Source organism: Streptomyces sp. NPDC015139, assembly GCF_043079785.1.
Classification (GTDB): Bacteria; Actinomycetota; Actinomycetes; order Streptomycetales; family Streptomycetaceae; genus Streptomyces; species Streptomyces albidocamelliae.
The window spans coordinates 191,535-214,986 of the sequence record NZ_JBIBUW010000001.1 but is presented as its reverse complement, the minus strand read 5'-3'; the positions used below and the strand labels follow the sequence as shown (position 1 = coordinate 214,986).

Genomic DNA, 23,452 nt, shown 5'->3' with positions numbered 1-23,452 from the left:
CGTGCGCGCCGGTACCGCCCTGGCGCATCCGGCGCGGCTGTGTCTGCGTGCGATGGCGGCCGGGTACCCGTGCCGCACCACGCCGAACCACGCCGCGTCCGGACATGGCCGTCGATGTCCTCATGAGCGCACAATCGGACAGACGAACGGGGTGGCGACGGTGGGCATGGGACACAGGGCGCGCGGACGGCGCGCCGCACTGACGGCGGCCGTGCTGGCGGCCGCGCTGACGGCCTCCCTGACGGCGGGCTGCTCCGGGCAGGGCCGCCCCGGTGACGACGGCGTCCCGGGCCGCACACCGGCACCGGACGCCTCGGCCACGGCGGCCGGCTCCCCCCTCGCCGTCAAGATCGACAACGTGGCCGGTGCCCGCCCGCAGACCGGTCTGGACGCCGCCGACGTGGTCTACGCCGAGCAGGTGGAGGGGGGTCTGAGCCGGCTGCTCGCGGTGTACGCGACCCGGTTCCCCGAGACCGTCGGACCGGTGCGCAGTGCCCGCGCGTCGGACCTGGAGCTGCTGCGCCAGTTCGACCGGCCCACCCTCGCCTTCTCCGGTGCCCAGCGCAGGCTGCTGCCGCTGATCGACCGGGCGCCGGTGGAGGCGAGGTCGCCCGACGAGGCACCGGACGCCTACTACCGGGGCAGCGGCAGGGCCGCACCGCACAACCTCTATCTGCACCCCGCCGGGCTGCTGCCCACGGCGCCCGGCGCGGGCGCGCTCACCACGGGCTTCCGGTACGGCCCGGCCCCGGCCGGCGGCACTCCCACCGCCACCCGGACCGTGCGCTATCCGGCCGCCCGCTTCACCTTCACCTGGTCCGCCGGGCGCGGGGGCTGGCTGCTCGCGATGGACGGCACCCCCACGACGACGACCGACGGCCCGCGGCCGGCCCCCGCGACGGTCGTGGTGCAGCACGTGAGGGTCCGCGCCTCCGCGTACCACGACGTCCTCGGCAACCGCACGCCGTACACCGAGACGGTCGGTTCGGGGCGGGCGGAGGTGCTCCGGGACGGCCGCTCCTTCACCGCCGGCTGGTCACGGCCGACGGCGGGGGACGGCACGACGTTCACCACACCGGACGGCGCCCCGATGGACTTCGCCGAGGGCCAGGTGTGGGTGGTGTTCGCACCGGCTCCGTAGCGGCGCCCGCTCGCCGGGCCGGCGTCCCGCCCGCCCGGATCCCGTCAGCCTCGTGCGCCCTGCGGTTCGGCCGGGTTGCGCAGGTCCTCCGCCGCGTCGGCGACCCGGCGGATCAGGTCGAAGAACACGGTCTGCTCCTCGGCGGAGAGCGGGGCGAGGAACACCTGGTTCATGCGGGCGGTGCGCACGGTCAGCCTGCGGTGGGTGCGCAGGCCGTCGTCGGTGAGGCGGAGCAGGGAGCGGCGGCCGTCCTCGGGGTCGCGCACCTTGTGCAGCAGCCCGCGGCGGCCGAGCCGGCTGATGACCTCGGCGATGGTCGACCGGTCCAGGCCCACCCGCTCCCCCACGGTCCGCTGGTCGAGGCCGGGCTCCGCGACGAGCGCGTTCATCACCGCGAACTGCGGCGAGGTGATCTCCTCCGAGACCATCGTGTTCCACAGCAGGTAGTGCGCCTGCTGGAGCCGGCGGGCCAGGTGCCCGGGATGGGTGGCGAGGTCCACGGCGGCCATGCCCGCTCCCTAGATCGATTCGTTGGTGCACTGAACGATACCCGGTGCCCGCCTGCCTGTCTCCGATCGAAAGCGCCTGTCCGAGCAGCTCTTGACCGTTCTGGTCGTCGGTGGCAGCGTGTGGGCCACCTCGCTGAAATACTCAGTGCGCTGACTAATCTCGGAGAGATGGGGCTTCACGGATGGACAAGGTGGTGGCCACCGCCCCGGCGGCGGTGGCCGATGTGCCGGACGGCGCGTCCCTCGCCGTCGGCGGGTTCGGGCTCAGCGGTGTCCCGAACGTGCTGATCCAGGCGCTGCACGAACGCGGCGTCGGCAATCTGGGCGTGGTCTCGAACAACTGCGGGGCCATGGACACCGGACTCGCCGTGCTGCTGGCCGCGGGGCGGATCGCCCGGGTGACCGGCTCGTACATCGGCGCCAACAAGGAGTTCGCCCGCCAGTACCTGGCCGGTGAGCTGGAGGTGGAACTGATCCCGCAGGGCACCCTCGCCGAGCGGCTGCGCGCGGGCGGCGCCGGCATCCCCGCCTTCTACACCCCGGCCGGGGTCGGCACCCAGGTCGCCGAGGGCGGACTGCCCTGGCGCTACGACGGCTCGGGCGGCGTCGCGCTGGCCTCACCGCCCAAGGAGGTGCGGGAGTTCGACGGGGTGGAGTACGTCCTGGAGCGCGCCATCCGCACCGACTTCGCGCTGGTCCGCGCCGCGAAGGGCGACCGGCACGGCAATCTGGTCTTCAACCGGTCGACCCGGAACTTCAACCCCCTCGCCGCCATGGCCGGGCGGATCACGGTGGCCGAGGTGGAGGAGCTGGTCGAGCCCGGCGAGATCGATCCCGACGCGGTGCACGTGCCGGGAGTCTTCGTGCAGCGGGTCGTGCCGCTCACCCCGGAGCAGGCGGCGGACAAGAAGATCGAGCGGCGCACGGTCTCCGCGCCCTCGGCACGAGGGACGGTGAACGGCTGATGGCCCGGACACGCGAGGAGATGGCCGCCCGCGCCGCGCGCGAGCTGCGCGACGGCCAGTACGTCAATCTCGGCATCGGTCTGCCCACCCTGATCCCGAACCACCTGCCCGAGGGCGTCGAGGTGGTACTGGAGTCGGAGAACGGCATTCTCGGCACCGGCCCCTACCCCGGCGAGGACCAGGTCGACCCGGATCTGATCAACGCCGGCAAGGAGACCGTGACCGTCCTGCCCGGCGCGTCCTTCTTCGACTCGGCGCTGTCCTTCGCGATGATCCGCGGCGGGCACATCGACGTCGCCGTCCTCGGTGCGATGCAGGTCTCCGCAGGCGGCGACCTGGCCAACTGGGCCGTGCCGGGCAAGCTCGTCACCGGGATCGGGGGCGCGATGGACCTGGTGCACGGCGCCCGCCGGGTGATCGTGGTGATGACGCACACCGCCAAGGACGGCTCCCCCAAGATCCTCAAGGAGTGCACCCTGCCGCTCACGGGCAAGGCGTGTGTGAACCGGGTCATCACCGATCTCGCCGTGCTGGACGTCAGCGCCGACGGACTCGCCCTGGTGGAGACCGCACCGGGTGTGACCGTCGACGAGGTCGTCGCCGGGACCGACGCCGAACTCGTCATCGCGGAGGACCTGCTGTGAAACCCGTCTACCTCGTCGACGCCGTCCGCACCCCGATCGGCCGCTACAACGGCGGCCTGGCCCCGGTCCGCCCGGACGACCTCGCCGCCCACGCCGTCCGCGCGCTGCTGTCCCGCTCGCCGCGGCTCGACCCGGCCCGGATCGAGGACGTCTACTTCGGGAACGCCAACGGCGCCGGCGAGGAGAACCGCAACGTCGCCCGTATGGCCGCGCTGCTGGCGGGCCTGCCGACCTCGGTACCGGGCGTCACCGTCAACCGGCTGTGCGCCTCCGGTCTCGAAGCGGTGATCCAGGCCGCCCGCGCCATCGCGGTGGGTGACGCCTCCGTCGCCGTGGCGGGCGGGGTGGAGTCGATGACCCGGGCACCGTACGTGCTGCCGAAGTCCGACCGGCCCTTCCCGGCCGCCCACACCGAGCTGTACTCGACCACCCTCGGCTGGCGCATGGTGAACCCGGGGATGGATCCCCGGTGGACCGTCCCGCTCGGCGAGAGCGCCGAACTCGTCGCGGACAAGCACGGGATCAGCCGTGAGCGGCAGGACGAGTTCGCCCTCGCCTCCCACCGCAAGGCGGCCGCCGCCCGCGAACAGGGCCTGTTCGACGCCGAACTGGTCCCGGTCCCGGTGCCGCGGCGCAAGGGCGACCCGGTCGACCTCACCACCGACGAATGCGTACGAGCCGATGCCTCCCTCGCCGCGATGGCCCGGCTCACGCCCTCCTTCCGGCCCGACGGGGGCACCGTCACCGCGGGCAACGCCTCCCCGCTCAACGACGGGGCCGCCGCGCTGCTCCTCACGGACGAGGAAGGCCTCAAGGCCGTCGGCCGCGAGCCCCTCGCCCGGATCGGCGCCACCGGCGTGTCGGCCGTCGACCCGCAGTATTTCGGCCTCGCCCCGGTCGAGGCGGTGAACCGCGCACTCCGCAAGGCGGGCAGGCGGTTCGCCGACCTGGACGTCCTCGAACTCAACGAGGCCTTCGCCGCGCAGGTCCTCGGCTGCCTCGCGGAATGGCCCGAGTTCGACCCGGCGGTCCTCAACCCCCAGGGCGGCGCGATCGCGCTGGGACATCCGCTCGGCGCCTCCGGTGCCCGGCTCGCCGGCACCGTCGCCCACCAGCTCGCCCGCCGGGGCTCCGGCACCGGCGTGGCCACCCTCTGCATCGGCGTGGGCCAGGGCCTCGCCCTCGTCCTGGAACGATAGGAACGTCAGGTACCGCCATGCCCCTCACCCAGCAGGACATCGACCGGGAGATCGCGGCCGAGCACGCCGCGTACGAGAAGCGGGTCGCCGAGGGCGCGCCCGTCGAGCACCACCCGCGCCGCGACTACGCGCCCTACCGCTCCTCGGTGCTGCGCCACCCGAAACAGCCCCTGGTCGCCATCGACACCGCCGAGGACCCCGAACTGGTGGAGCTGCACTCCCCCGCCTTCGGGGAGCGGGACATCACCGAGATCGACAACGACCTCACCCGGCAGCACACCGGCTCGCCGGTCGGCGAGCGGATCACCGTCTCCGGACGGCTCCTGGACCGCGCCGGGCGCCCGGTCCGGGGCCAGCTGATCGAGGTCTGGCAGGCCAACTCGGCCGGGCGGTACGCCCACCGGCGTGAGCAGCACGACGCGCCGCTCGACCCGAACTTCACCGGAGTGGGCCGCACCCTCACCGACGCCGAGGGCCGCTACCACTTCACCACCGTCCAGCCGGGCCCCTACCCCTGGCGCAACCACGTGGGCGCCTGGCGCCCCGCCCACATCCACTTCTCGGTGTTCGGCGCGGCGTTCACCCAGCGGCTCGTGACCCAGATGTACTTCCCGAACGACCCGCTCTTCCCCTACGACCCGATCCTGCAGTCCGTGACCGACGACGCGGCCCGGCAGCGGCTGGTCGCCACCTACGACCACGGCCTGTCGGTGCCGGAGTTCTCCCTCGGCTACCACTGGGACATCGTGCTCGACGGCCCGGCCGCCACCTGGATGGAAGAAGGACGCTGACCGCCATGACGAAGATCGACACGAGCGGCCCGGAGCACGTGCTGCCCACACCGTCCCACACGGTCGGTCCGTTCTACGGCTACGCGCTGCCGTTCCGCGGCGGCGAGGAGATCGCGCCGGCCGGCCACCCGGACACGGTCACCGTGCACGGGTACGTCCTCGACGGCGCGGGCCGGCCGCTGCCGGACGCCTTCGTCGAGGTGTGGGGCGCGTGCCCCGACGGCACGGTCCCCCGGGTGGACGGCGCCCTCCGGCGCGATCCGGCAAGCGGCGGCCATCTGGGCCGCAACGGCGTGGAGTTCACCGGCTGGGGCCGCGCCCAGACCGACGCGAGCGGCCACTGGTACGCCCGTACGCTGCGGCCGGGCGCCCGCGGCGGCGGCGCGCCGTACCTGAGCGTCTGTGTCTTCGCGCGGGGCCTGCTCACGCATCTGTTCACCCGGATCTACCTGCCGGGCGACGAGTCCGCGCTGGCCGCCGACCCGCTGCTCACCCGGGTGGGCGAGCGCCGCGGCACGCTGATCGCGAGCGAGGAGGCGGCGGGGACCCATCGCTTCGACATCCGCCTCCAGGGCGAGGGCGAGACGGTCTTCCTGGAGTTCCGGTGACAGCGGAGTCCCCGGCCCCCGACAACGACGGCACCGGCCTGCTCGGCCCCGGGTGGGCCGGTGCCCCGGCGGCCCACACGACGGGCGACACCGCCTACCTGCGGGCCCTGCTCGACGCCGAGGCCGCCCTGACCCGCGCCCAGGCCGCACTGGGCCTCGCCCCCGCCGAGGCCGCCGCCGCGGTGACCGAGGCCGCCGACCCGGCCCGCTTCGACCTCCGCTCCCTCGCCGCACGCGCCCGCGCCGGCGGCAATCCGGTCATCCCGCTCGTCGCCGACCTCACCCGGGCGGTGGGCGAACCGTACGGCCCCTACGTGCACCGGGGCGCGACGAGCCAGGACATCATGGACACCGCCGCCATGCTGGTCGCCGCGCGCACCCTGGACCCGGTCCTCGCCGACCTCGCCCGGACCGAACGCGCCCTGTCCCGGCTGGCCGGCGCCCACCGCGACACGCCGATGCCGGGGCGCACGCTCACCCAGCACGCGGTGCCGACGACGTTCGGCCTGAAGGCGGCCGGCTGGCGCTCTCTGGTCCTGGACGCGCGCGACCGGATCGTCCCGGTACGGAAGGCGCTGCCCGCGCAACTCGGCGGCGCCGCCGGCACACTGGCCGCCTTCCGGGCGTACGGCGCCCCGGACGTGACCGCGCTGACCGAGGCGTACGCCCGTGAAGTGGGCCTGGCTGCCCCAACGTTGCCCTGGCACGCGCTGCGCACGCCGGTCGCCGACCTGGCCGGCTGCCTCGCCTTCACGGCGGGGGCGCTGGGCAAGTTCGCCGAGGACGTACTGACCCTGTCGCGCACCGAGACCGGCGAGGTCGCCGAGGGCGACGGCGGCGGCTCGTCGGCCATGCCGCACAAGGCCAACCCGGTGCGCGCCACCCTTCTCGCCTCCGCCGCCCGCCGGGCCCCGCAGCTCGCGGCCACTCTGTACGGCTCCCTCGCCGCCGGGGACGAGCGGCCGGCCGGGGCCTGGCACGCCGAGTGGGAGCCGCTGCGCGAGCTGCTCCGGCTGACCGGCGGCGCGGCCCGCGACGCGGCCGAACTCGCCGAGGGGCTGCGGGTGGACCCCGCGGCCATGCGGCGCGATCTGGACCTCACCCGGGGGCTGATCGTCGCCGAGCGCCTGTCCGCCGTCCTCGCCCCCCGCCTCGGCCGCGCCCGGGCCAAGGACCTGCTCACCGAGCTCGCCCGCCGGTCCCACGCGGAGGAACGCCCTCTGGCCGAAATCCTGGCAGAGCGGGTTGAGTTGGAGGACCTGGACGTGCCCGAGCTGACGGACCCCGCCCGCTACACCGGCTTCGCCGGCGATCTCACCGACCGTGCCCTGGAGCGACGTTGACCGTGAAACTCCTCAACCACCTGACGGAAGGCCCCGCCTCCGCTCCCCCGCTGCTGCTCGGCCCCTCGCTCGGCACCTCCCTGGCCCTGTGGGACGGGGTGGCGCCCGAACTGTCCGCCGGACACCGGGTGGTGCGCTGGGACCTGCCGGGTCACGGCGGTTCGGCCGCGGACCTGATCGGGCCCGGCGCGACCGTCGGCGACCTCGCCGCGCTGGTGCTGGACCTGGCCGACACGCTCGGCATCGACCGGTTCGCCTACGCGGGCGTCTCCCTCGGCGGTGCGGTCGGCCTGCATCTGGCCGCGCACCACCCCGAGCGGGTGACCTCGCTGGCGGTGCTCTGCTCCTCGGCCCACTTCGGAGGTGAGGCACCCTGGCGGGAGCGGGCCGAACGGGTGCGCCGGGAGGGCCTGGGGTGGCTGGTGGAGAGCGCCGACGCGCGCTGGTTCACGGCCGGGTACTCCGATCCGCGGCTGGTACGGGACCACCGTGCGGCCGACCCGGAGGCGTACGCCGCCTGCTGTGACGCGCTCGCCGCCTTCGACCTGCGGGACCGGCTCGCCGGCATCACCGTGCCCACCCTCGCCGTGGCGGGCCGGGAGGACCCCGCCACCCCGCCGGCACATCTGCGGGAGATCGCCGACGCGGTGCCCGCCGCGACGCTGGTGGAGCTGCCCCGGGCCTCCCATCTGGCTCCGGCCCAGTGCCCGCGTGCCGTGCTCACCGCGCTGCGCACCCAGCTCGACGGGCCGCCCGCGAGCGGGATGTCCGTACGCCGGGAGGTGCTGGGCGACGCCCATGTGGACCGGGCGCAGGCCCGCCAGACCCCGTTCACGGCCCGCTTCCAGGACTTCATCTCCCGCTACGCCTGGGGGGAGATCTGGACCGATCCGACGCTGTCCCGCCGTGAACGCAGCATGGTCACCCTGACGGCGCTGGTCGCCCACGGTCACCACGACGAACTCGCCCTGCACGTCCGGGCGGCGCGCCGCAACGGGCTGACGCCGGACGAGATCGGCGCGGTGCTGCTGCAGAGCGCGGTGTACTGCGGGGTGCCGGCCGCCAACTCGGCCTTCGGGGTGGCCCAGCGGGTGCTGGCCGAGGAGGAGCGGACAGGCGAGGAGCGGACCGAGGGCTGACGCCCGGCCGTGGGGCGGGGCCGAGAAGCCGCCCCCGCCCGCGCCTCACCGGTCACCGGTCCTCCGTCGCCGTCACCGGCCTCGGCTTATCCCACGCGCCCCGCTTCCAGCGCCTGCTGTGCCTGGGCCACCAGGCCGTCCGCCCCGCACGCCCGGGCGAGGTCCAGACCCCGTTCGAGCTCCGCGACGGACCGCGCGGCGATGCCGTACTCGACACGCGCCGCCGCGTGTTCGTACTGGCAGGGTGAGGCCTCCAGGTAGGTGACCGCCTGGGCGGCGAGGGCGACCGCGCGCGGTCCGCTCGCCAGGGCGGCGGCGCAGCGCAGGGCCTCGCCGATGGCGGTGTCCGTGCCGAACCGCTCGGCCTGGCGGCGGGCGTCGGTCGCGAGCTGGGCGGCACGGGCCGGGTCCTGACCGGCGAGGGCCTTGGCCAGGTCGATGGACCAGGGTGCGAGGACGGGGTTGTGGCCGCCCCGGGAGGCCGCCGTCTTCTCGGCGGCCTCCAGTTCGTTGACGCCCTCCTCGGTACGGCCGACGGCGAGCAGCAGCCTGCCGCGCACGGAGCGGACGTCGGGCAGCACGATCGTGGACGGGTAGGGCGGCCCGAAGCCGTACTGCTCGGCGATCGCCCAGGCCTCCTCGACCCGGCCGCGGGCCAGCAGGGTGTCGACGAGTCCGCAGGTGGAGGACCAGTACAGCGGCAGGCCGCGGCCGACGCGTTCGGCGAGCACCAGGCCCTCGCGCAGGGTGGACTCGGCGTCCTTCAGCCGGCCCTGCCTGCGGTAGGCGAGTCCGAGGAAGGCGTTGGCCAGGGAGAGGTGGCCGCCGCGCCAGCCCGCGCCGGTGTAGACCCGGCGGGCCTCCGCGAAGAGGCTCTCGGCACGGTCGAGCCGGTCGGCGTACGCGTACGCGCTGCCCAGCATCATCAGCAGTTCCATGCCCCACTCGGGGTCGGTCCAGCCGAGTCCGGGCGCGAGGCGGCCGTTGACGAGGGCCCGGTCGCACAGTTCGAGGACCTCGGCGGCGCTCTCGCCGTGGGTCATCGCGTCGAAGCCGCGCAGGATCAGCAGGGCGCGTTCGGCGTTGTCGCGGCCCGAGCAGGTGCGGGCCAGTTCGGCGAGACCGCGGGAGCGGGCGGGTGCGACGGTCTCGCCGTGGATGTTCTCCCACATGTACTGGAAGGCCTGGAGCCGCATCCGGACGGGGCCCGTGTCGTGCCGGGAGGCCTCGGCCTCGACCGTGCGGACGGCCTCCTCCAGCTGGTCGTTGTGGAGCAGCGCCTGGGAGAGGCGGACGACGGCGTCCACCCGCTCGTCGTCGTCGAGTCCGGGCGTGCCGAGCGCGCTCTGGAGGTGGTCGATGGTGACGGCGGGCGCGGTCAGCAGGGTGGCGCAGCCCAGTTCGTAGAAGACGCGCGCGTGCACCTCCGGGCGCGGCGGCTCCTCCAGGGCGCGCTCCAGGCAGCGTCGGGCCGCGTCCGGGGCGCCGACGGCGAGGTTCTCGCGGGCGGCCTCGCGCAGCTGCTCGACAAGTTCCTCGTCGTCGTCCGGGTGCACCTTCAGCAGGTGCCGGGCGGCCTCGACGGCGCCACGGCCGAGCTCGGTGATGATCTGGGCGGCGACGCCGTGCATGGCGGTGCACACGCCGGGCGGGATGGAGTTGTAGACGGCGGTGGCGATCAGCGGGTGGACGAACTCCAGCTCGCCCTCCTCGCGTTCGGTCCCGGAGGCGGGGTCCGGCGCGGTGAGGATACGGGCGCTGCAGAGGAGTTCGGCGCAGTGGCGGGCGATGTCCTCGTCCATGGTGGCGAGGCGGGCGACCATGTCGACGGTGATGCCGGTGCCGAGGATGGCGGCCGCCCAGGCGAACCGGGTGGCCTCCAGGCCGAGGCCCTTGAGCCGGTCGACCAGTCCGCCGCCGCGCGCGGAGCGGTTCAGGGCGCGGAGCTCCCCGGCCCCGGCCTCGACCGGCTGGAGTTCGCTGTCCCGCACCTTGGCGAGGAGTTCGACGGTGTCGTAGAGGTTGCCCGCGGTGACGGCCCAGACCTCGCGGCAGAACGCGTCGTCGGCGTGCCGGCCGACGGTGGCGCGGGTGAGTCCCGCGATGGCGGCGGGGGTGAGGGCGCTGAGGTTGGTGACGGGGCGGGCCGCGGCGGCGGCGACGGCTTCGAGGTGGCGTGCGCTGTCCCCGCTGACCTCGCCGGGCCGGCGGGCGACCACGACGAGGACGGAGACGTCCCGCACGCACTCGGCGAACGCGGCCAGCCAGCGCAGGGTCTCCTGGTCGGCCCAGTGCGCGTCGTCGACGAGCAGCACGAGCGGCCATTCGCGGCGGGCGAGGCGGCGCACGGCGGCGACGAGTCCGTCGCAGACGTACTGCGGATCGGGGTTGCCGTCGCCGGGATCGGCTATGCCCAGGGCGGGGCCGGCGATGTCGTACCAGTCGCCGAGGTACTCACGGGCCTCCTCCGGCAGGAGGGACAGCAGCGCGGGCTGGAGCAGCTGCCGCACCACGTTGAACGGAACGGACCTCAGGGTCTCCGCCCCGCGGGCCGTCCAGACCGTGCAGCCACGGCGTTCGGCGATGCGGCGCGTCTCCGCCAGCAGCGCCGTCTTGCCGAGCCCGGCCTCGCCGCGGAAGACGAGCAGGCCGCCCGCGGACGACTGGTCGGCGCACAGGAGGTCGAGTGCCTGTGCGACGGTGTCGATCTCCGCTTCCCGCTCCCACAGGGAAGCCGAGGCGGCCGCCGCCGGCCGTCCCTCCGTCATCCCGTTACCTCCCCAGGTCGCCCGAATGACGTACAGACCACGAGCGTAGCCGTCCGGTGGGATGTGTGGTGGCCGGTCGGGACACCTGTTGCCCCGCCGGGTGAAAGTGGGTGCGCCCGGACGACGCGCCCCCGGCCGGACCAGCCGGTCAGCAGCGGACGGAGCGTCAACATTGGTGGAGACCAGGCCGGTTCCCGGCAGCCGCGCGAGGACGCGGGGGCCGACGGTGCGCGCGGTGGCCGGGGGGTCGGTGGGAAACCTCGTGGAGTGGTACGAGTTCGGCGTCTACGGCTTCCTGGCCACCGTGCTCGCCGACCGGTTCTTCGCTCCGGCGGGCGACGGAGGTGCCGGGGCGCTGGTGCGGACGTACGCCTCCTTCGCGCTGGCGTTCTTCTTCCGGCCGCTCGGCGCGTGGGTGTTCGGCAGGCTGGGCGACCGGTTCGGGCGGCGGCCGGTGCTGATCGGGGTGGTGGCGCTGATGTCGGGCGCCACCGCGCTGATCGGCGCACTGCCCACGTACGGCACCGTGGGAGCCCTCGCGCCCTGGCTGCTGACCTCACTGCGGATCGTCCAGGGGCTGGCAGCGGGCGGTGAGTTCGGCGGTGCGGTGGCTCTGCTGACGGAACTCGCCCCGCCGGGCCGGCGCGGTCTGTACGGGGCGTGGCAGTCGTTCACGGTGGCGCTGGGGCTGCTCGCCGGGGCGGGGGTGACGGCGGTGACGGCGACGGTGCTCACCGGCGCGCAGTTGTCCGCGTGGGGGTGGCGGCTGCCGTTCCTGCTGGCGCTGCCGCTGGGGCTGGTGGCGCTGTGGCTGCGGGCGGGGCCCGCCACGGAACCGCCGGCGGCGGAGCGCGGGGCGGGGCCGCGGGAGCCGACCGTGCGGCTGGGGTGGCGGGCGCCGGCGCTGGCGGCGGCGCGGGTGATGGGCTGGTCGGCGGCCGGCTACACCTTCCTGGTGGTGCTGCCGTCGTACCTGCAGCTCGCGCTGCACGCGGACATGCGGCACGCGCTGCTCGCCGCGGTGCCGGCGAACGCCGGGTTCGCGGCGGCGATCCTCCCGGCGGGGCTGCTCAGCGACCGGGTCGGGCGGCGGCCGGTCCTGCTCGCGGGGGCCGTACTGGTGGTGGTGACGGCACTGCCCCTGCTGCGCCTCCTCCAGGATCCGGGCGTCCCGGGCACGGCCAAGGGCTGGGCCCTGGCGGCGGCTGGCGCGGTCGTGGGGCTGATGGCGGGACCCGGGCCCGCGCTGCTGGCCGAGATGTTCCCGAAGCGGGTGCGCTGGACGGGACTCGGTCTCGCCTACGCCCTGTCGAACGCGCTGTTCTCCGGCTGCGCGGGTCTGGTGGTGACCGAGGCGGTGCGGCGGACCGGGAACCCGGACGTGCCCGCCTTCTACGCGGCGGCGGCCTGCGCGGTCAGCGCCGTCGCCCTCATGGGACGTTCCAGGGAAGAGGTGAGCCGGTCGTGCTGGTGATCGGACTGATGTCGGGTACGTCGTACGACGCCGTCGACGCGGCGGCGGCCGAACTGCGTCTCGACGGGACCACGTTGGCGCTGCGTCCGCTGGGGATGGTGAGCACCTCCTACGACGACGGTCTGCGGGCGTCCCTCGCGGCGGCGCTGCCGCCGGCGGCCGTGCCGCTCGCGGAGGTGTGCCGGCTGGACACCGGCATCGGGCGGGCGTTCGCGGCGGCGGCCGTCCGGGCGAACCGCGAAGTGTGCGGGGGACGGGCGGAGTTGGTGGCCTCGCACGGCCAGACGGTGTTCCACTGGGCGGAGGGCGGCCGGGTCCACGGCACGCTCCAGCTGGGGCAGCCCGCCTGGATCGCGGAGGCGACCGGTCTGCCGGTGGTCGCCGACTTCCGGGCGCGGGACGTGGCGGCGGGCGGCCAGGGGGCGCCGCTGGTGAGCCTGGTGGACCTGCTGTGGCTGCGGGGCAGACCGGGCCGGCCCGTGGCACTGAACATCGGCGGCATCGCCAATCTGACGGCCCTCGACGGGACGGCCTTCGACACCGGGCCGGGCTGCGCGCTGCTGGACGCGGCGGTCCGGGAGTTCAGCGGTGGGCGCCTCGCGTACGACGCGGACGGGGCGCTGGCCGCGCGCGGCGAGGTGGACGGGCGGTTGCTGCACCGGCTGCTCGGGGAGCCGTACTACGCGCTGCCGGCGCCGAAGACGACCGGCAAGGAGGTGTTCCACGCCGGGTACCTGCGGTCGGCCGGGCTGCTGGACGGTGTGCGTACCGAGGACGTGCTGGCGACGCTCACGGTGCTGACGGCACGGACGATCGCGGACGCGGTACGGGCCGTCGGCGCCACCGAGGTCGTCGCGTCGGGCGGCGGCATGCGCAATCCCGTACTGGCCGGGACGCTCCGGGAACTGCTCGCGGAGATCCCGGTGCGCGCCTCGGACGAGCTGGGGCTGCCGGCCGCGGCGAAGGAGGCGTACGCCTTCGCGGTCCTGGGCTTCCTGACCGCGCACGGCCTGCCGGCCACGGACCCCCGCAGCACGGGCGCCCGCCACCCCAGCGTGCTCGGCTCCCTGACCCCGGGCACCGACGGCTTCCGCTGGCCGGCGCCCGCTGCGCACCCACCACGACGGCTGGTGGTCGAGACCCCGGAACGGGCTACGGCGAACGGCACCCCGCTCGCGGGCCGGTGACGGCGAGGTGGCACCCCGCTGGGGCCCGGTCCGGGTTGGGCGGCGCCGAGCCCGAACGGCCGGTGACGCGGCGCCGGGTGACGCTGAGCGGCGCGCGGCCCTGGCGGCGATGACGGCGAGGCGGCGCCGACCCCCGGCGGCGGGGTGGCGGCGAGGCGGCGCCGGGCCTCGTCGTCGGCCGGCCCACGCGCGACGCCCGGCCCGGACCCCGTACGGCACCGGACGGCGGCACTGGGGCGGAACGCCGGGCCCGAACGGCCGGTGACGCGGCGCCGGGTGACGGCCGGCCCGCGGGCCGGTGACACGGACGGTGGCGACCGGCCCGGGCGGACGGTGGCGACCGGTCCGCGCGGGCCCGTGATCGGGCTGAGCGGCGGCGGAAAGGCGCGGGTGACGAAGAAAACCGTGTCGAAATGTTCCGGTCCGTGCGATTGGCGCCGGATCCTCTCATCCCGCTTTCACCGTCGCCTCTTACGGTGGGGACATGACGCAGGTGACTCCTCCCGGGTGGTACCCCGACCCCGGGCAGACGAATGACGGTCCGCCCACCGAGCGCTGGTGGGACGGCAAGGCCTGGACGGACCAGACCCGCCCCGCCGGGACGGCCGCCGCCTGGGGTCCCCCTCCGCACCAGACCTACCCGGCCGGCGCTCCGTCGGCGCCCGCGGGGTACGGCGCGTACCCGGGGCAGCCCGGCTATCCGGGGTATCCCGCCCAGCCGGCGGCCGGGTCGCGGCGCGGTCTGCGCACCGGCATAGCCGTCGCGGCGGCGGTCGCGGTCCTGACGTGCATAGGTGTCGGCGTGTACGCCCTCACCAAGGGCGACGACGGCGGTGACCGCGCCGGGTCCCAGCAGGGACAGTCGGGCGGGCAGGACGGCGGCCGGGGCGGGCCGTTCGGCGGGTCCGGCGGCGGCTCGGGCGGCTCCGGGGGCTCGGGCGGCTCCGGGGGTTCCGGTGGCCCGGGTGGCGAGTCGCCCTCGCCGCGCGGAACCGCGGTGCCCAAGGTCGAGGGCGGCGGCACGGTGCCCGACCCGGTGAACGGCATCAGCATGCCGGTGCCCCAGGGCTGGACCGGGTCGGCGATCAGCGCCGGTGTGCAGGTGACCTCCGACAACTCCTACAAGTGCCCGGGCAACAGCTCCCAGACCTGCACCGCGGGCGGCGCCTACAGCGCGCCGGCGGTGGCGCTGGGGATCAACGCCGACACCCCGGAGAAGGCCGCCAAGGCGGACATCGCCGCCAACGCCAAGCAGTCCTACGGCGGCACCACGTACGGCAGCATCACCTCGCACAAGGTGCTGGCGTCCAAGGCCGTGACCGTGGCCGGGCAGAAGGGCTACCTGGTGCGCTGGAAGGCGGTCACCAGCAAGGGCGCGGACGGCTACGTCGAGTCGGTCGCCTTCCCCTCCCCCAACGACGCCAAGCAGATCGTGGTCGTGCGGTTCGGCGTGGACGTCGGCCAGCAGGTCTCCGTGATCGACGAGATCCTCGGCGGCATCAAGGTCTCGTCCGGCGGCGGGAACGGCCAGAACGTCTGACCGGCACCCGCGGGGCCCGGCGGAACGGACCCGGCGTCCGGCCCGGGCGCGGGGCAGGTGGAAGCAGTCGGCCGGGTGGGGCCCCCTCCGCTCAAAGGGGGTCCCACCCGGCCGGGGGGTGCGCGCCGCCCCCGTCCCCACGGTGCGGCGCGAGCAGGTCGCCGTTCTGTCATCCCGTGAACGGCGGCCTGGGCTTTCAGGTCAGTCCGAGCGCGGGCAGCACCGTGGCCTCCACGAACCGGACGAGGTAGTCGGCGTCGGCGTACTGACCGCTGAGCACCGGCCGGACGCGCAGCACGCCGAACATCATGGCGGGGATGTACTCCAGCGCGAGGTTGGCGGCGGAGACCTCGCCCCTGGCCACGCCCCGGTCGAGGATCTCCCGGAGCGCGGCGATCTCGGGGTGGACGAGCGCCTCGCGCAGCGCCTGAGCCAGTTCCTGGTCCGCCGTCACGGCATGCCCGAGCGCCTGCATCAGCCGGGCGTCCTTGCCGGACCAGTCGCCCGCGGCCCGCGCGGCCTGGCGCAGGTCCTCGGCGAGCGAGCCGGTGTCGATGCCGGCGAAACGCACCCGGCGGCTGGCGCGCAGCGCCGCCGCGACGAACTGGGGCTTGGTCTTCCACTGCCGGTAGAGCGTGGACTTGCTGCAGCGGGTGCTGGCGGCCACACCCTCCATGGTCACGGAGTCGTAGCCGCACTCGCGGATCTGCTCCAGCACGGCGTCGAAGAACTCCCGCTCACGCTCGGGCGTGAGTTTGGAGCGGCGCGAGGCGTTGACCGTCTCCGGTCCGTCCGCGGCCTGCGACGTCATGCGGCACTTCCCCTCACTCGTGTACGGCGCTCGTCCCGTGCGGCCCGCTGAAGCCCGGCTCCAGCGGTGCCCGGGACGCTGACTCCAGTGTGTCGCACATCAATCGATACGCAAGTGTACCGGTACTCGAGCGTATCGGTACACTGGCGTATCGGTACAGTGCCGTATCGGTACTCGCTCGTATCGATGAGACCGACGTGCCTCGGGGTCCGCCCCGGGGCCCGCGCACCACCGAACGCACCACCGAACGCACCACCGTCAGCGAAGGGGCCGGGGGATGAATGCCCGAACCGAGCCTGCAGAGGCCCAAGCGGAGCCGGACGCCAGCACACGCCCGGCACTGATACGTGAGTTTCTGCTGGTGGCGGGGCTCTTCCTCGTCTACAAGCTCGGACGGCAGCTGGCCACCGGCCATACCGGCGAAGCCTTCCGCAACGCGCGTGACGTGTGGGACCTCGAACGGTCGGCGCACCTCCCGGACGAGACGTCCGTCCAGTCCGCACTGCTGCACGGCGACGGCCTCGTCCACCTGGCGAACACCTACTACGCGACCGTCCACTTCCCGGCCACGCTGGCCTTCCTGGTCTGGCTGTACCTCAGGCGGCCCGCGCACTACATATGGGCGCGCCGGGTCCTCGCGGCGGTCACCACGGCCGCCCTGGTGCTGCCCTTCACCTTCCCGCTGGCCCCGCCGCGGATGCTGACCGGAACCGGCCTCGTGGACACCGCCCGGATCTACGGCCCGTCCGTGTACGGCCCGCCGTCCAGCGACCATCTCTCCAACCAGTTCGCGGCGATGCCCTCGCTGCACTTCGGCTGGGCGCTGATGGTGGCGGTCGGCCTGATCGCGGCCACCCGGTCCCGGTGGCGGTGGCTGTGGCTGCTGCACCCCCTGCTCACCCTGCTGGTGATCGTGGGCACCGCGAACCACTACTGGCTCGACGCGATCGTCGCGACGGCGATGCTCGGCCTCGCCCTCGCGGTGATCCACCCGCCCCGGCGGACGGCCACCACGGCCGGGCGCGGCGCGGACCGGCTCGCCCCCAGCACCTCCGTCCTGGTCGGAGCGGGCCGATGAGCGCCGCCGCCCTGGCCGCCGTGGGCCTGTCGCTGATCTCGGCCGTCGCCTACGCGCTGGCCGCCGTCGCCCAGGAGCGACTGGCCGGCCGCGGCGCCGGCTCGAGCCTGGTGCGCCTGCTGGGCACCGGCGCCTGGTGGGCGGCGGTCGGCCTGAACGCGGCCGCGGCCCTGCTGCACGTCGTCGCCCTCAAGTACGGCCCGTTGACGCTGGTCCAGCCGCTGGGTGCGCTCACCCTGGTCGCGGCGGTGCCGCTCGGGGCGCGGGCGGCCGGGCGGCGGGTCAGCACGGCGGAGTGGCGCGGTACGGCGCTGACACTGCTCGGGCTGGCCGCGCTGCTGGTCACCGCCTCGGGCCCGGCACCCGCGCGGGTGCTCTCCCTGACCGAGGCGCTGGCGGTCGCCGGTACGACGGCTGCCGCGATCGGTCTGCTGTCCCGGCCCGGCGCCCGGCCGGGCCTGCGGCACGCGACCGCGTCCGGGTTCGCCTCCGGTGTCGCCTCCGCACTGACCCAGACGGTGACCGTGGCGGCGACCGACCGGACCGGCCCGGCGCTCGGCACCGAGGTGGTCGTGGTCGCGGTGCTCGTCGCCGCGTTCGCCGTGGGCGGGCTGCTGCTGTCGCAGACGGCGTACCGCGGCGGGCTCGGCGCCCCCCTGGCCGTGGTCACCCTCACCAACCCGGTGGCCGCCGCGGTGATCGGCCTCACCCTGCTCGGGCAGGGCCTGCGGGGCGGCACGGCCGGCGTGCTGCTGGCCCTGGCCGGGGCGGCCCTGGCCGCCAGGGGCGTACTCCTGCTCACCCGCACGGCCCCCGGACCGGCCGGCGCCGCACCGCCCGGCGCGCCCGACGGCTTCGACGCGGACGGCGCGGACGGAGCGGACGGGCACGAGGAGCACCCGGTCGCGGCCGTGCTGGCGCTGGAGTCCCGGAAGGCCGCCGTGGAACCGGCGCTGGTACCGCGGCAGCCGGAGCAGCCGGGGCATCTCACCGCCCTGTGACCACGGACGTGGGGGGGGGGGGGGGGGGGGGGGGCCCGCCCCCCCCCCCCCCCCCCCCCCCCCCCGACGCCGTACCGTCCTGGGGCCGTCGATCAGCCCCAGCCGCGCGCGTCCTGCTTGAGCGCGGTGTCGACCGTCAGGGCGGTCGCCACCACGAGGCTCAGCAGCGGCTCGGGCAGCTGGTAGTGGATCTGCAGGACGTAGTTGTCCGCGGTCGTGAACAGCGTCTTGGCGAGGCCTTCCCAGGTCTTGGTGATCCGGGCGACCTCGTTGTCCGCGTGGTCGACGATCGCGAAGTTCCACGCCCGCCAGTTCTCCGCCTTGATCGCGCCGACCTGCTGGCCGTTCACCATCATCGCGAAGTTGATCTTGCCGATCATGTTCTTCTGGACGATCTCGCCGATCGGCGCGCCGTCCGGGCGGCTCACGATCACGCGGGACTTGAAGATCTTCGCCGGCCGGGTCAGCAGCAGCTGCGGCTGGCCGTAGGCGTCGCGGATCTCCAGCTTGTGCGTCATGAACTGGTCGAGGCTGGAGACGAAGCGCAGGATCTTCTTCAGCGCGCTCTGCCCGACCTGGGTGACCGAACCGAGATCGCGGCCGTTCTGATCCATGACCTTGTACTCGTTGGTCAGCTCGATCAGCTTGGCCTTCTGGTTCACGACCAGAACGGGCTCGGTGAACAGGGTGCCGCCGCCGGGGCCGCCGCCCTGCACACCGGCCTGCTTCTGCACCTGACGCTGCACCTTGGCGTCGGGGCCCTGCGGCTGGGGCGGGATGTGGGCGGCGGGCTGCTGCGGGGGAACCTGGCCGGCGGTCTGCTGCGCCGGGTTGGTGTGCTCGGTCCACTGCGTGCCGTCCCAGTAGCGGAGCGTCTGCGCCGCCCCGTGCGGATCCGGGTACCAGCCTGCAGGAGTGTTCGATTGCGTGGTCACCGGGGCACACTACCCTGATGTGACCGGTACCTGACCAGTCCGCACGGAGCGGTGTTCATCGCCCGTTCACCCCGTCACGATGGCCGGGTCGCTGACGCCGGGCAGGCCGTTCTCGACGTGACCGGCGAAGCCGCGCAGGAACGCCGCGTCGGCGTCCGTGGTGACCGTCAGGTCGTACCAGCGCTTGCTCGCCGCGAGACCGAAGGTCTGCTTCACGGTGGCCCCGGACCGCACGGTGACCGTGACGGGGCTGCCGCCGTAGCCGTTCGCGACCTTCAGTGTCACCGTGCCGGAGCCCTTGTTGGTGAAGGTGAGCTCCACGCCCTCACCGGCGTGCCGGGCGGTGATCTCGGGCCCCTTGACCTTGTTGCGTCCCTTGAAGACGCGCAGGAAGCCGTTGGGGCCGTGCACGGCGAGGTCGTAGGAGCCGCCGGAGTAGGCCGAGTTCCAGGTGTCGGAGAGGGTCTTGCCCGCCTCGGTGGTGTAGCTCCACGGGCCGTCGGTGCGGCTGTTGGAGGTGACGAGGAAGGCCGCGCCCGCCTGCGCCCCCGAGGCGAAGGTGAGCGTGAACTTCCCGGCCGCGGTGTCCGCCGAACCGTCCACGACGGGGGCGTACTTCAGCGGGCGGGTGGGCCGGCTGCCGCGTTCCTGCCTGGGCAGGGACGGATTGGCCGGCGGGGTGGGCACGTAGTCGGGGTGGCGGACCCGGTCCGGCGGCTGGTAGCCGGCCGTGGACGGCAGCGCGACCGGCGCGCTGTCCTTGCGGGAGAAGTCGAAGGCGCTGGTCAGGTCGCCGCAGATGGCCCGCCGCCAGGGCGAGATGTTGGGCTCGTGCACACCGAAGCGGCGCTCGATGAACCGGATGACCGAGGTGTGGTCCAGCGTCTCGGAGCAGACGTAGCCGCCCTTGCTCCAGGGGGACACCACGAGCATCGGCACCCGCTGGCCGAGCCCGTAGGGACCGGCGACATGGCCGGCGTCGCCCTTGAACAGGTCGAGCGAGGGGTCCACCGTCGACCTGCCCTGGGCGGCGGAGGCCGGCGGGAAGGGCGGGACGACGTGGTCGAAGAACCCGTCGTTCTCGTCGTAGGTGATGAACAGCGCCGTCTTCGCCCACACGTCGGGGTTGGAGGTGAGCGCGTCCAGCACCTGCGCGACGTACCAGGCGCCGTAGTTGGCGGGCCAGTTGGGGTGCTCGGTGAAGGCCTCGGGCGCGGCGATCCAGGAGACCTGCGGCAGCCGGTCCGCCTGCACGTCGGCCTTGAGCCGGTCGAAGTAGCCCTCGCCCTTGCGCGCGTCCGTGCCGGTGCGGGCCTTGTCGTACAGCGGGTCGCCGGGCCGGGCGTTGCGGTACTGGTTGAAGTAGAGCAGCGAGTTGTCGCCGTAGTTGCCGCGGTAGGCGTCGTTGATCCAGCCCCAGCCGCCGTTCGCGTCGAGGCCGTCGCCGACGTCCTGGTAGATCTTCCAGGACACCCCGGCCTGCTCCAGGCGCTCGGGGTACGTCGTCCAGCCGTAGCCGGCCTCGTCGTTGCCGAGGACCGGGCCGCCGCCCTTGCCGTCGTTGCCGGTGAAGCCCGTCCACAGGTAGTAGCGGTTGGGGTCGGTGGAGCCGATGAACGAGCAGTGGTAGGCGTCGCACACGGTGAAGGCGTCCGCCAGCGCGTAGTGGAACGGTATGTCGTCGCGGGTGAGGTACGCCATCGTCGTCGCGGACTTGGCGGGCACCCACTTGTCGTACTTGCCGTTGTCGAACGCGGTGTGCCCGTCGTTCCAGCCGTGCGGCAGGTCCTGGATGAACGCGAGGCCGAGGTCGTCGGCGTCCGGGTGGAAGGGGAGGACGTCCTTCGTGCCGTCGGACTGCTTCCAGACCGACCTGCCGTTCTGGGTGACCGGGCGCGGGTCGCCGAAGCCCCGCACCCCCCTGAGCGAACCGAAGTAGTGGTCGAAGGAGCGGTTCTCCTGCATCAGCACGACGATGTGCTCGACGTCGTCCACCGAACCCGTCCGGTGGCGGGCGGGCAGGGCCGCCGCGCGCTGGATGCTGTTGGACAGTGCCGTGAACGCCGTCGTGGCACCCGCGAGTTGCAGAAATCGCCGCCGATTGACTTCGGGCATGAGTGAGGATCCTCTCGTCCTGACGTACGCGACACCGTCAGATGACGGAATCTGCGCGCAGCGAGTGTTCCAAGAGCAGCAAACGTCAGGGAAGGGTCGGGTGGCGCCCGTGTGAAACTCGGCGGTCCGTGCGGTGCCGTGACCCGTCCCGCCTGCCGCGGTCGGACGGACCGCGGCCGGCGTGACGGGCCGGCCCCGGGGCCGGGCCGGGTCAGCTGATGAAGGAGCCCGGGGCGCAGGCGCTCGACGCCACCCACACGTGCGACATGATGTTGTCGTTCATGTTCCTGCCGTTGGTGAAGCTGTTGCGGCCGAGGTTGTCCACGTACAGCTCGCCCGGCTTGAGGCAGCCGTAGGCGTCGGACGGGTAGTCCGCGTAGTAGTAGAAGGCCACGACGTCCTTGCCGCCGACGTAGCCGCTGTTCATCACGGAGGAGGCGGCGTTCGCGTCGCTTCCCGTGAACGGGCCGTACGGGTCGGCCCAGTTGGAGTCGTTGCCCGCCGTGACGCCGAGCAGCTCGCCCTGGCAGTCGGCGTCCCGCCAGGCGCGGACGTTGCCGTCGCGGCCCGGCCACTTGGCGTTGCAGCCGCTCGCCGCGTGGGCGGACGCGGGGAGGGCGAAACCGAGGGCGGCGAGGCCCAGGGTGACCACGGAGACGGCCAGCTTGCGCATGATGCTTCCTGTTCTGCCGGTGACGGCTGGTGAGAGAGCGGATGGTGAAGTCCGCGCGGTGGCGCGGGGCTCGTGGGGCGGGCGACGGTGGCCCGCCGGGCGGTGGGATCGGCACGCACGCCGGGGGCCGGTGGTCAGGCGCGCGGCGGGACGATGCGTTCGGCGCCGCGCAGCGCGGCGAGCCTGCGCTGCCGGTACGCGTCGAGCGTGGCGCGGTAGGTCTTGGGCAGCCGGCCGAGGTAGTACGCCTCGCGGGCCCGGCCGACGGAACCCAGGGAGACGGTCCGGGCGCAGGTGGCGTCGGCGACGGCGACGCGGGTCTCGGCGGCGTACGCCCTCGCCTCCGCCGCCCGGTCCTGTCCGGCGGGATGGTCCCGGGTGGCCTGGCGGGCGGCGTCCGGGTCGGGGTAGGCGTGACCGGCCCGCTCCATGCAGCGCGACCAGGCGTGGACGGCGGTGGTGAACCGCCCGTCGTGCAGCAACTTGCCGACGTACAGCGGCCGGAGGTTGCTCGCGGTCGTGTCCAGCCGGAACCAGGTCGCCGGATCGCCGTACAGCTCCTTCTCCGCGGCGCCGGTGCAGCCGCCGGACCGTTTCGCGACCGTGCCTCCGCCGGGCTCCTCGGTCCGCAGCAGTTCGGCGGCGCGTCCGCCGTCCAACGCGGTGTCGTAGGCGGCCCTGCGGGCGGCCGGAAGGGCGGCACGATAGGCGCCGTTGGGGTTCTGCAGCCGGGCCCGTTCCTCCTTGGCCCGGATCCGGCTGCCGTAGCCGTGGGCGCGGGCCCAGGCGACGTCGTCCTGGACGTAGCGGAGCGGCCGGCTCTCCTCCCGCGTCAGCGTCCGGTCCTCCCGGTACCGGAAGCCCTGCCGGGCCATGCAGGTCCGGATCAGACGCTGTTGGGCGTCCCCGATCCGCAGGTCCTCGGTGTAGGTGAGATCGCGCGCCTGGGCCCGCGCGGCGGGCGCGGCGGGCGGGCCGGCCGTGCCGTCCCGGGCGCAGCCGGTCAGCACGAGTGCCGCCGCCGCGACCACGACGGCCACCTGCGTGACCGTCCCACGGAGGGCGTCGGTGCGCTTCATCGGCAACTCCTGGGCGTGGGGTACTGGTGGAAGGGGTTGGGTGAGGGGGCCCTGCGTGTCCCGGGCCGTGCGGGCCCCCGGCCGTGCTCGGGCCGGGCGCGAGGCCGCGGGAGGTGGGCGGGTGGTGCGCGGCACCGTCCCGTCGCCGTGGGCCGTGCGCCGGTCGGATGCGCCTCGTGGATCCGTGCACCGCCTGTGTGCGCTTCGTCCCGTAGACGGCCCGGGACGCGCATCCGTATGACAACCGGCCCACGGGAATTTCCGGCACACCGGCGGGCAGGCGGATCTCGCGGATTCCCGCCGCCGGTCATACGAGTGGCGTCGCGTGGCCGTCTCCCGTTCGGGCGGCCCTGTGCCCACCCACCGGATCCGGCCAACTGCCTCAGGAGGGACACAGGGCCGGGCGAGGGCCCGGCACGAGGCACGGAGCGTCCGAGAGCGATCCCGAGCCG

Annotated in this window: 20 protein-coding genes; 13 read left to right on the top strand and 7 right to left on the bottom strand. The window is 74.3% G+C overall.

Translation table 11 applies throughout. The features are described from left to right. Positions 1-166 precede the first annotated feature (166 nt). Entirely contained in the window at positions 167-1,141 is a 975-nt protein-coding gene (locus tag ACF08B_RS00965) for a DUF3048 domain-containing protein (protein ID WP_392315420.1), read from the top strand. Positions 1,142-1,185: 44 nt separating this feature from the next. Here the strand turns inward: ACF08B_RS00965 and ACF08B_RS00960 are convergent, their stop codons facing one another. Next, entirely contained in the window at positions 1,186-1,650 is a 465-nt protein-coding gene (locus tag ACF08B_RS00960; protein WP_392315419.1) for a MarR family winged helix-turn-helix transcriptional regulator, read from the bottom strand. A 182-nt stretch (positions 1,651-1,832) separates the two neighbouring features. On the opposite strand from ACF08B_RS00960, the gene ACF08B_RS00955 reads away from it, so the two are divergent. The 7 genes from ACF08B_RS00955 to pcaD are packed head-to-tail and all read left to right on the top strand — an operon-like array spanning position 1,833 to position 8,339. After that, positions 1,833-2,615, top strand: a complete 783-nt coding sequence (locus ACF08B_RS00955; protein ID WP_392315418.1) for a CoA transferase subunit A — start codon at positions 1,833-1,835, stop codon at positions 2,613-2,615. After that, on the top strand, positions 2,615-3,259 hold the full coding sequence (locus ACF08B_RS00950; RefSeq protein ID WP_392315417.1) for a CoA transferase subunit B: 645 nt from the start codon (positions 2,615-2,617) through the stop codon (positions 3,257-3,259). Before ACF08B_RS00955 ends, ACF08B_RS00950 begins: the two co-directional genes overlap by 1 nt. After that, a complete protein-coding gene (locus ACF08B_RS00945) occupies positions 3,256-4,458 on the top strand; it encodes a thiolase family protein (RefSeq protein ID WP_392315416.1) in 1,203 nt (400 codons plus the stop codon). The genes ACF08B_RS00950 and ACF08B_RS00945 overlap by 4 nt, the downstream gene beginning before the upstream one ends. 17 nt (positions 4,459-4,475) lie before the next feature. Beyond that, a complete protein-coding gene (gene pcaH, locus ACF08B_RS00940) occupies positions 4,476-5,249 on the top strand; it encodes a protocatechuate 3,4-dioxygenase subunit beta (protein WP_392315415.1) in 774 nt (257 codons plus the stop codon). 5 nt (positions 5,250-5,254) lie between these two features. Next, positions 5,255-5,857 carry a protocatechuate 3,4-dioxygenase subunit alpha gene (pcaG, locus tag ACF08B_RS00935; protein WP_392315414.1) on the top strand — a complete coding sequence of 201 codons (603 nt, stop codon included), beginning with the start codon at positions 5,255-5,257 and terminating at the stop codon, positions 5,855-5,857. After that, positions 5,854-7,200, top strand: coding sequence for a 3-carboxy-cis,cis-muconate cycloisomerase (gene pcaB, locus ACF08B_RS00930; protein ID WP_392315413.1), 1,347 nt, complete (start codon positions 5,854-5,856; stop codon positions 7,198-7,200). The genes pcaG and pcaB overlap by 4 nt, the downstream gene beginning before the upstream one ends. Next, complete coding sequence (pcaD, locus tag ACF08B_RS00925; protein WP_392315412.1) at positions 7,197-8,339, top strand: 3-oxoadipate enol-lactonase; 1,143 nt, start codon at positions 7,197-7,199, stop codon at positions 8,337-8,339. Before pcaB ends, pcaD begins: the two co-directional genes overlap by 4 nt. Positions 8,340-8,425: 86 nt before the next feature. On the opposite strand, the gene ACF08B_RS00920 is transcribed toward pcaD, so the two are convergent. Beyond that, a complete protein-coding gene (locus tag ACF08B_RS00920; protein WP_392315411.1) occupies positions 8,426-11,107 on the bottom strand; it encodes an ATP-binding protein in 2,682 nt (893 codons plus the stop codon). A gap of 172 nt (positions 11,108-11,279) precedes the next feature. Here ACF08B_RS00920 and ACF08B_RS00915 point away from each other — a divergent pair, with 172 nt between their 5' ends. The 3 genes from ACF08B_RS00915 (at position 11,280) to ACF08B_RS00905 (ending at position 15,308) form a co-directional block, all read left to right on the top strand. Continuing rightward, positions 11,280-12,581, top strand: coding sequence for an MFS transporter (locus ACF08B_RS00915; RefSeq protein ID WP_392315410.1), 1,302 nt, complete (start codon positions 11,280-11,282; stop codon positions 12,579-12,581). Further along, positions 12,572-13,768 (top strand): anhydro-N-acetylmuramic acid kinase, encoded by a 1,197-nt coding sequence (locus tag ACF08B_RS00910; protein WP_392315409.1) that lies wholly within the window; start codon positions 12,572-12,574, stop codon positions 13,766-13,768. Before ACF08B_RS00915 ends, ACF08B_RS00910 begins: the two co-directional genes overlap by 10 nt. A gap of 484 nt (positions 13,769-14,252) precedes the next feature. After that, positions 14,253-15,308, top strand: coding sequence for a DUF2510 domain-containing protein (locus ACF08B_RS00905; protein WP_392315408.1), 1,056 nt, complete (start codon positions 14,253-14,255; stop codon positions 15,306-15,308). Between the two features lie 196 nt (positions 15,309-15,504). On the opposite strand, the gene ACF08B_RS00900 is transcribed toward ACF08B_RS00905, so the two are convergent. Next, a complete protein-coding gene (locus ACF08B_RS00900; protein ID WP_392315407.1) occupies positions 15,505-16,119 on the bottom strand; it encodes a TetR/AcrR family transcriptional regulator C-terminal ligand-binding domain-containing protein in 615 nt (204 codons plus the stop codon). A 277-nt stretch (positions 16,120-16,396) separates the two neighbouring features. On the opposite strand from ACF08B_RS00900, the gene ACF08B_RS00895 reads away from it, so the two are divergent. Both ACF08B_RS00895 and ACF08B_RS00890 read left to right on the top strand, forming a co-directional pair. Next, positions 16,397-17,197 (top strand): phosphatase PAP2 family protein, encoded by an 801-nt coding sequence (locus tag ACF08B_RS00895; protein WP_392315406.1) that lies wholly within the window; start codon positions 16,397-16,399, stop codon positions 17,195-17,197. Next, entirely contained in the window at positions 17,194-18,198 is a 1,005-nt protein-coding gene (locus ACF08B_RS00890) for a hypothetical protein (protein ID WP_392315405.1), read from the top strand. Before ACF08B_RS00895 ends, ACF08B_RS00890 begins: the two co-directional genes overlap by 4 nt. Before the next feature lie 92 nt (positions 18,199-18,290). Here ACF08B_RS00890 and ACF08B_RS00885 read toward each other — a convergent pair whose 3' ends face one another. The 4 genes from ACF08B_RS00885 to ACF08B_RS00870 form a co-directional block, all read right to left on the bottom strand. Then, positions 18,291-19,133, bottom strand: a complete 843-nt coding sequence (locus tag ACF08B_RS00885; protein ID WP_392315404.1) for a phospholipid scramblase-related protein — start codon at positions 19,131-19,133, stop codon at positions 18,291-18,293. A 66-nt stretch (positions 19,134-19,199) separates the two neighbouring features. Next, positions 19,200-21,248, bottom strand: a complete 2,049-nt coding sequence (locus ACF08B_RS00880) for a phosphocholine-specific phospholipase C (RefSeq protein WP_392315403.1) — start codon at positions 21,246-21,248, stop codon at positions 19,200-19,202. 211 nt (positions 21,249-21,459) lie between these two features. Beyond that, positions 21,460-21,921 carry a hypothetical protein gene (locus tag ACF08B_RS00875; RefSeq protein ID WP_093698099.1) on the bottom strand — a complete coding sequence of 154 codons (462 nt, stop codon included), beginning with the start codon at positions 21,919-21,921 and terminating at the stop codon, positions 21,460-21,462. A 134-nt stretch (positions 21,922-22,055) separates the two neighbouring features. Then, positions 22,056-23,000, bottom strand: coding sequence for a hypothetical protein (locus tag ACF08B_RS00870; protein ID WP_392315402.1), 945 nt, complete (start codon positions 22,998-23,000; stop codon positions 22,056-22,058). Between the last annotated feature and the right edge of the window lie 452 nt (positions 23,001-23,452).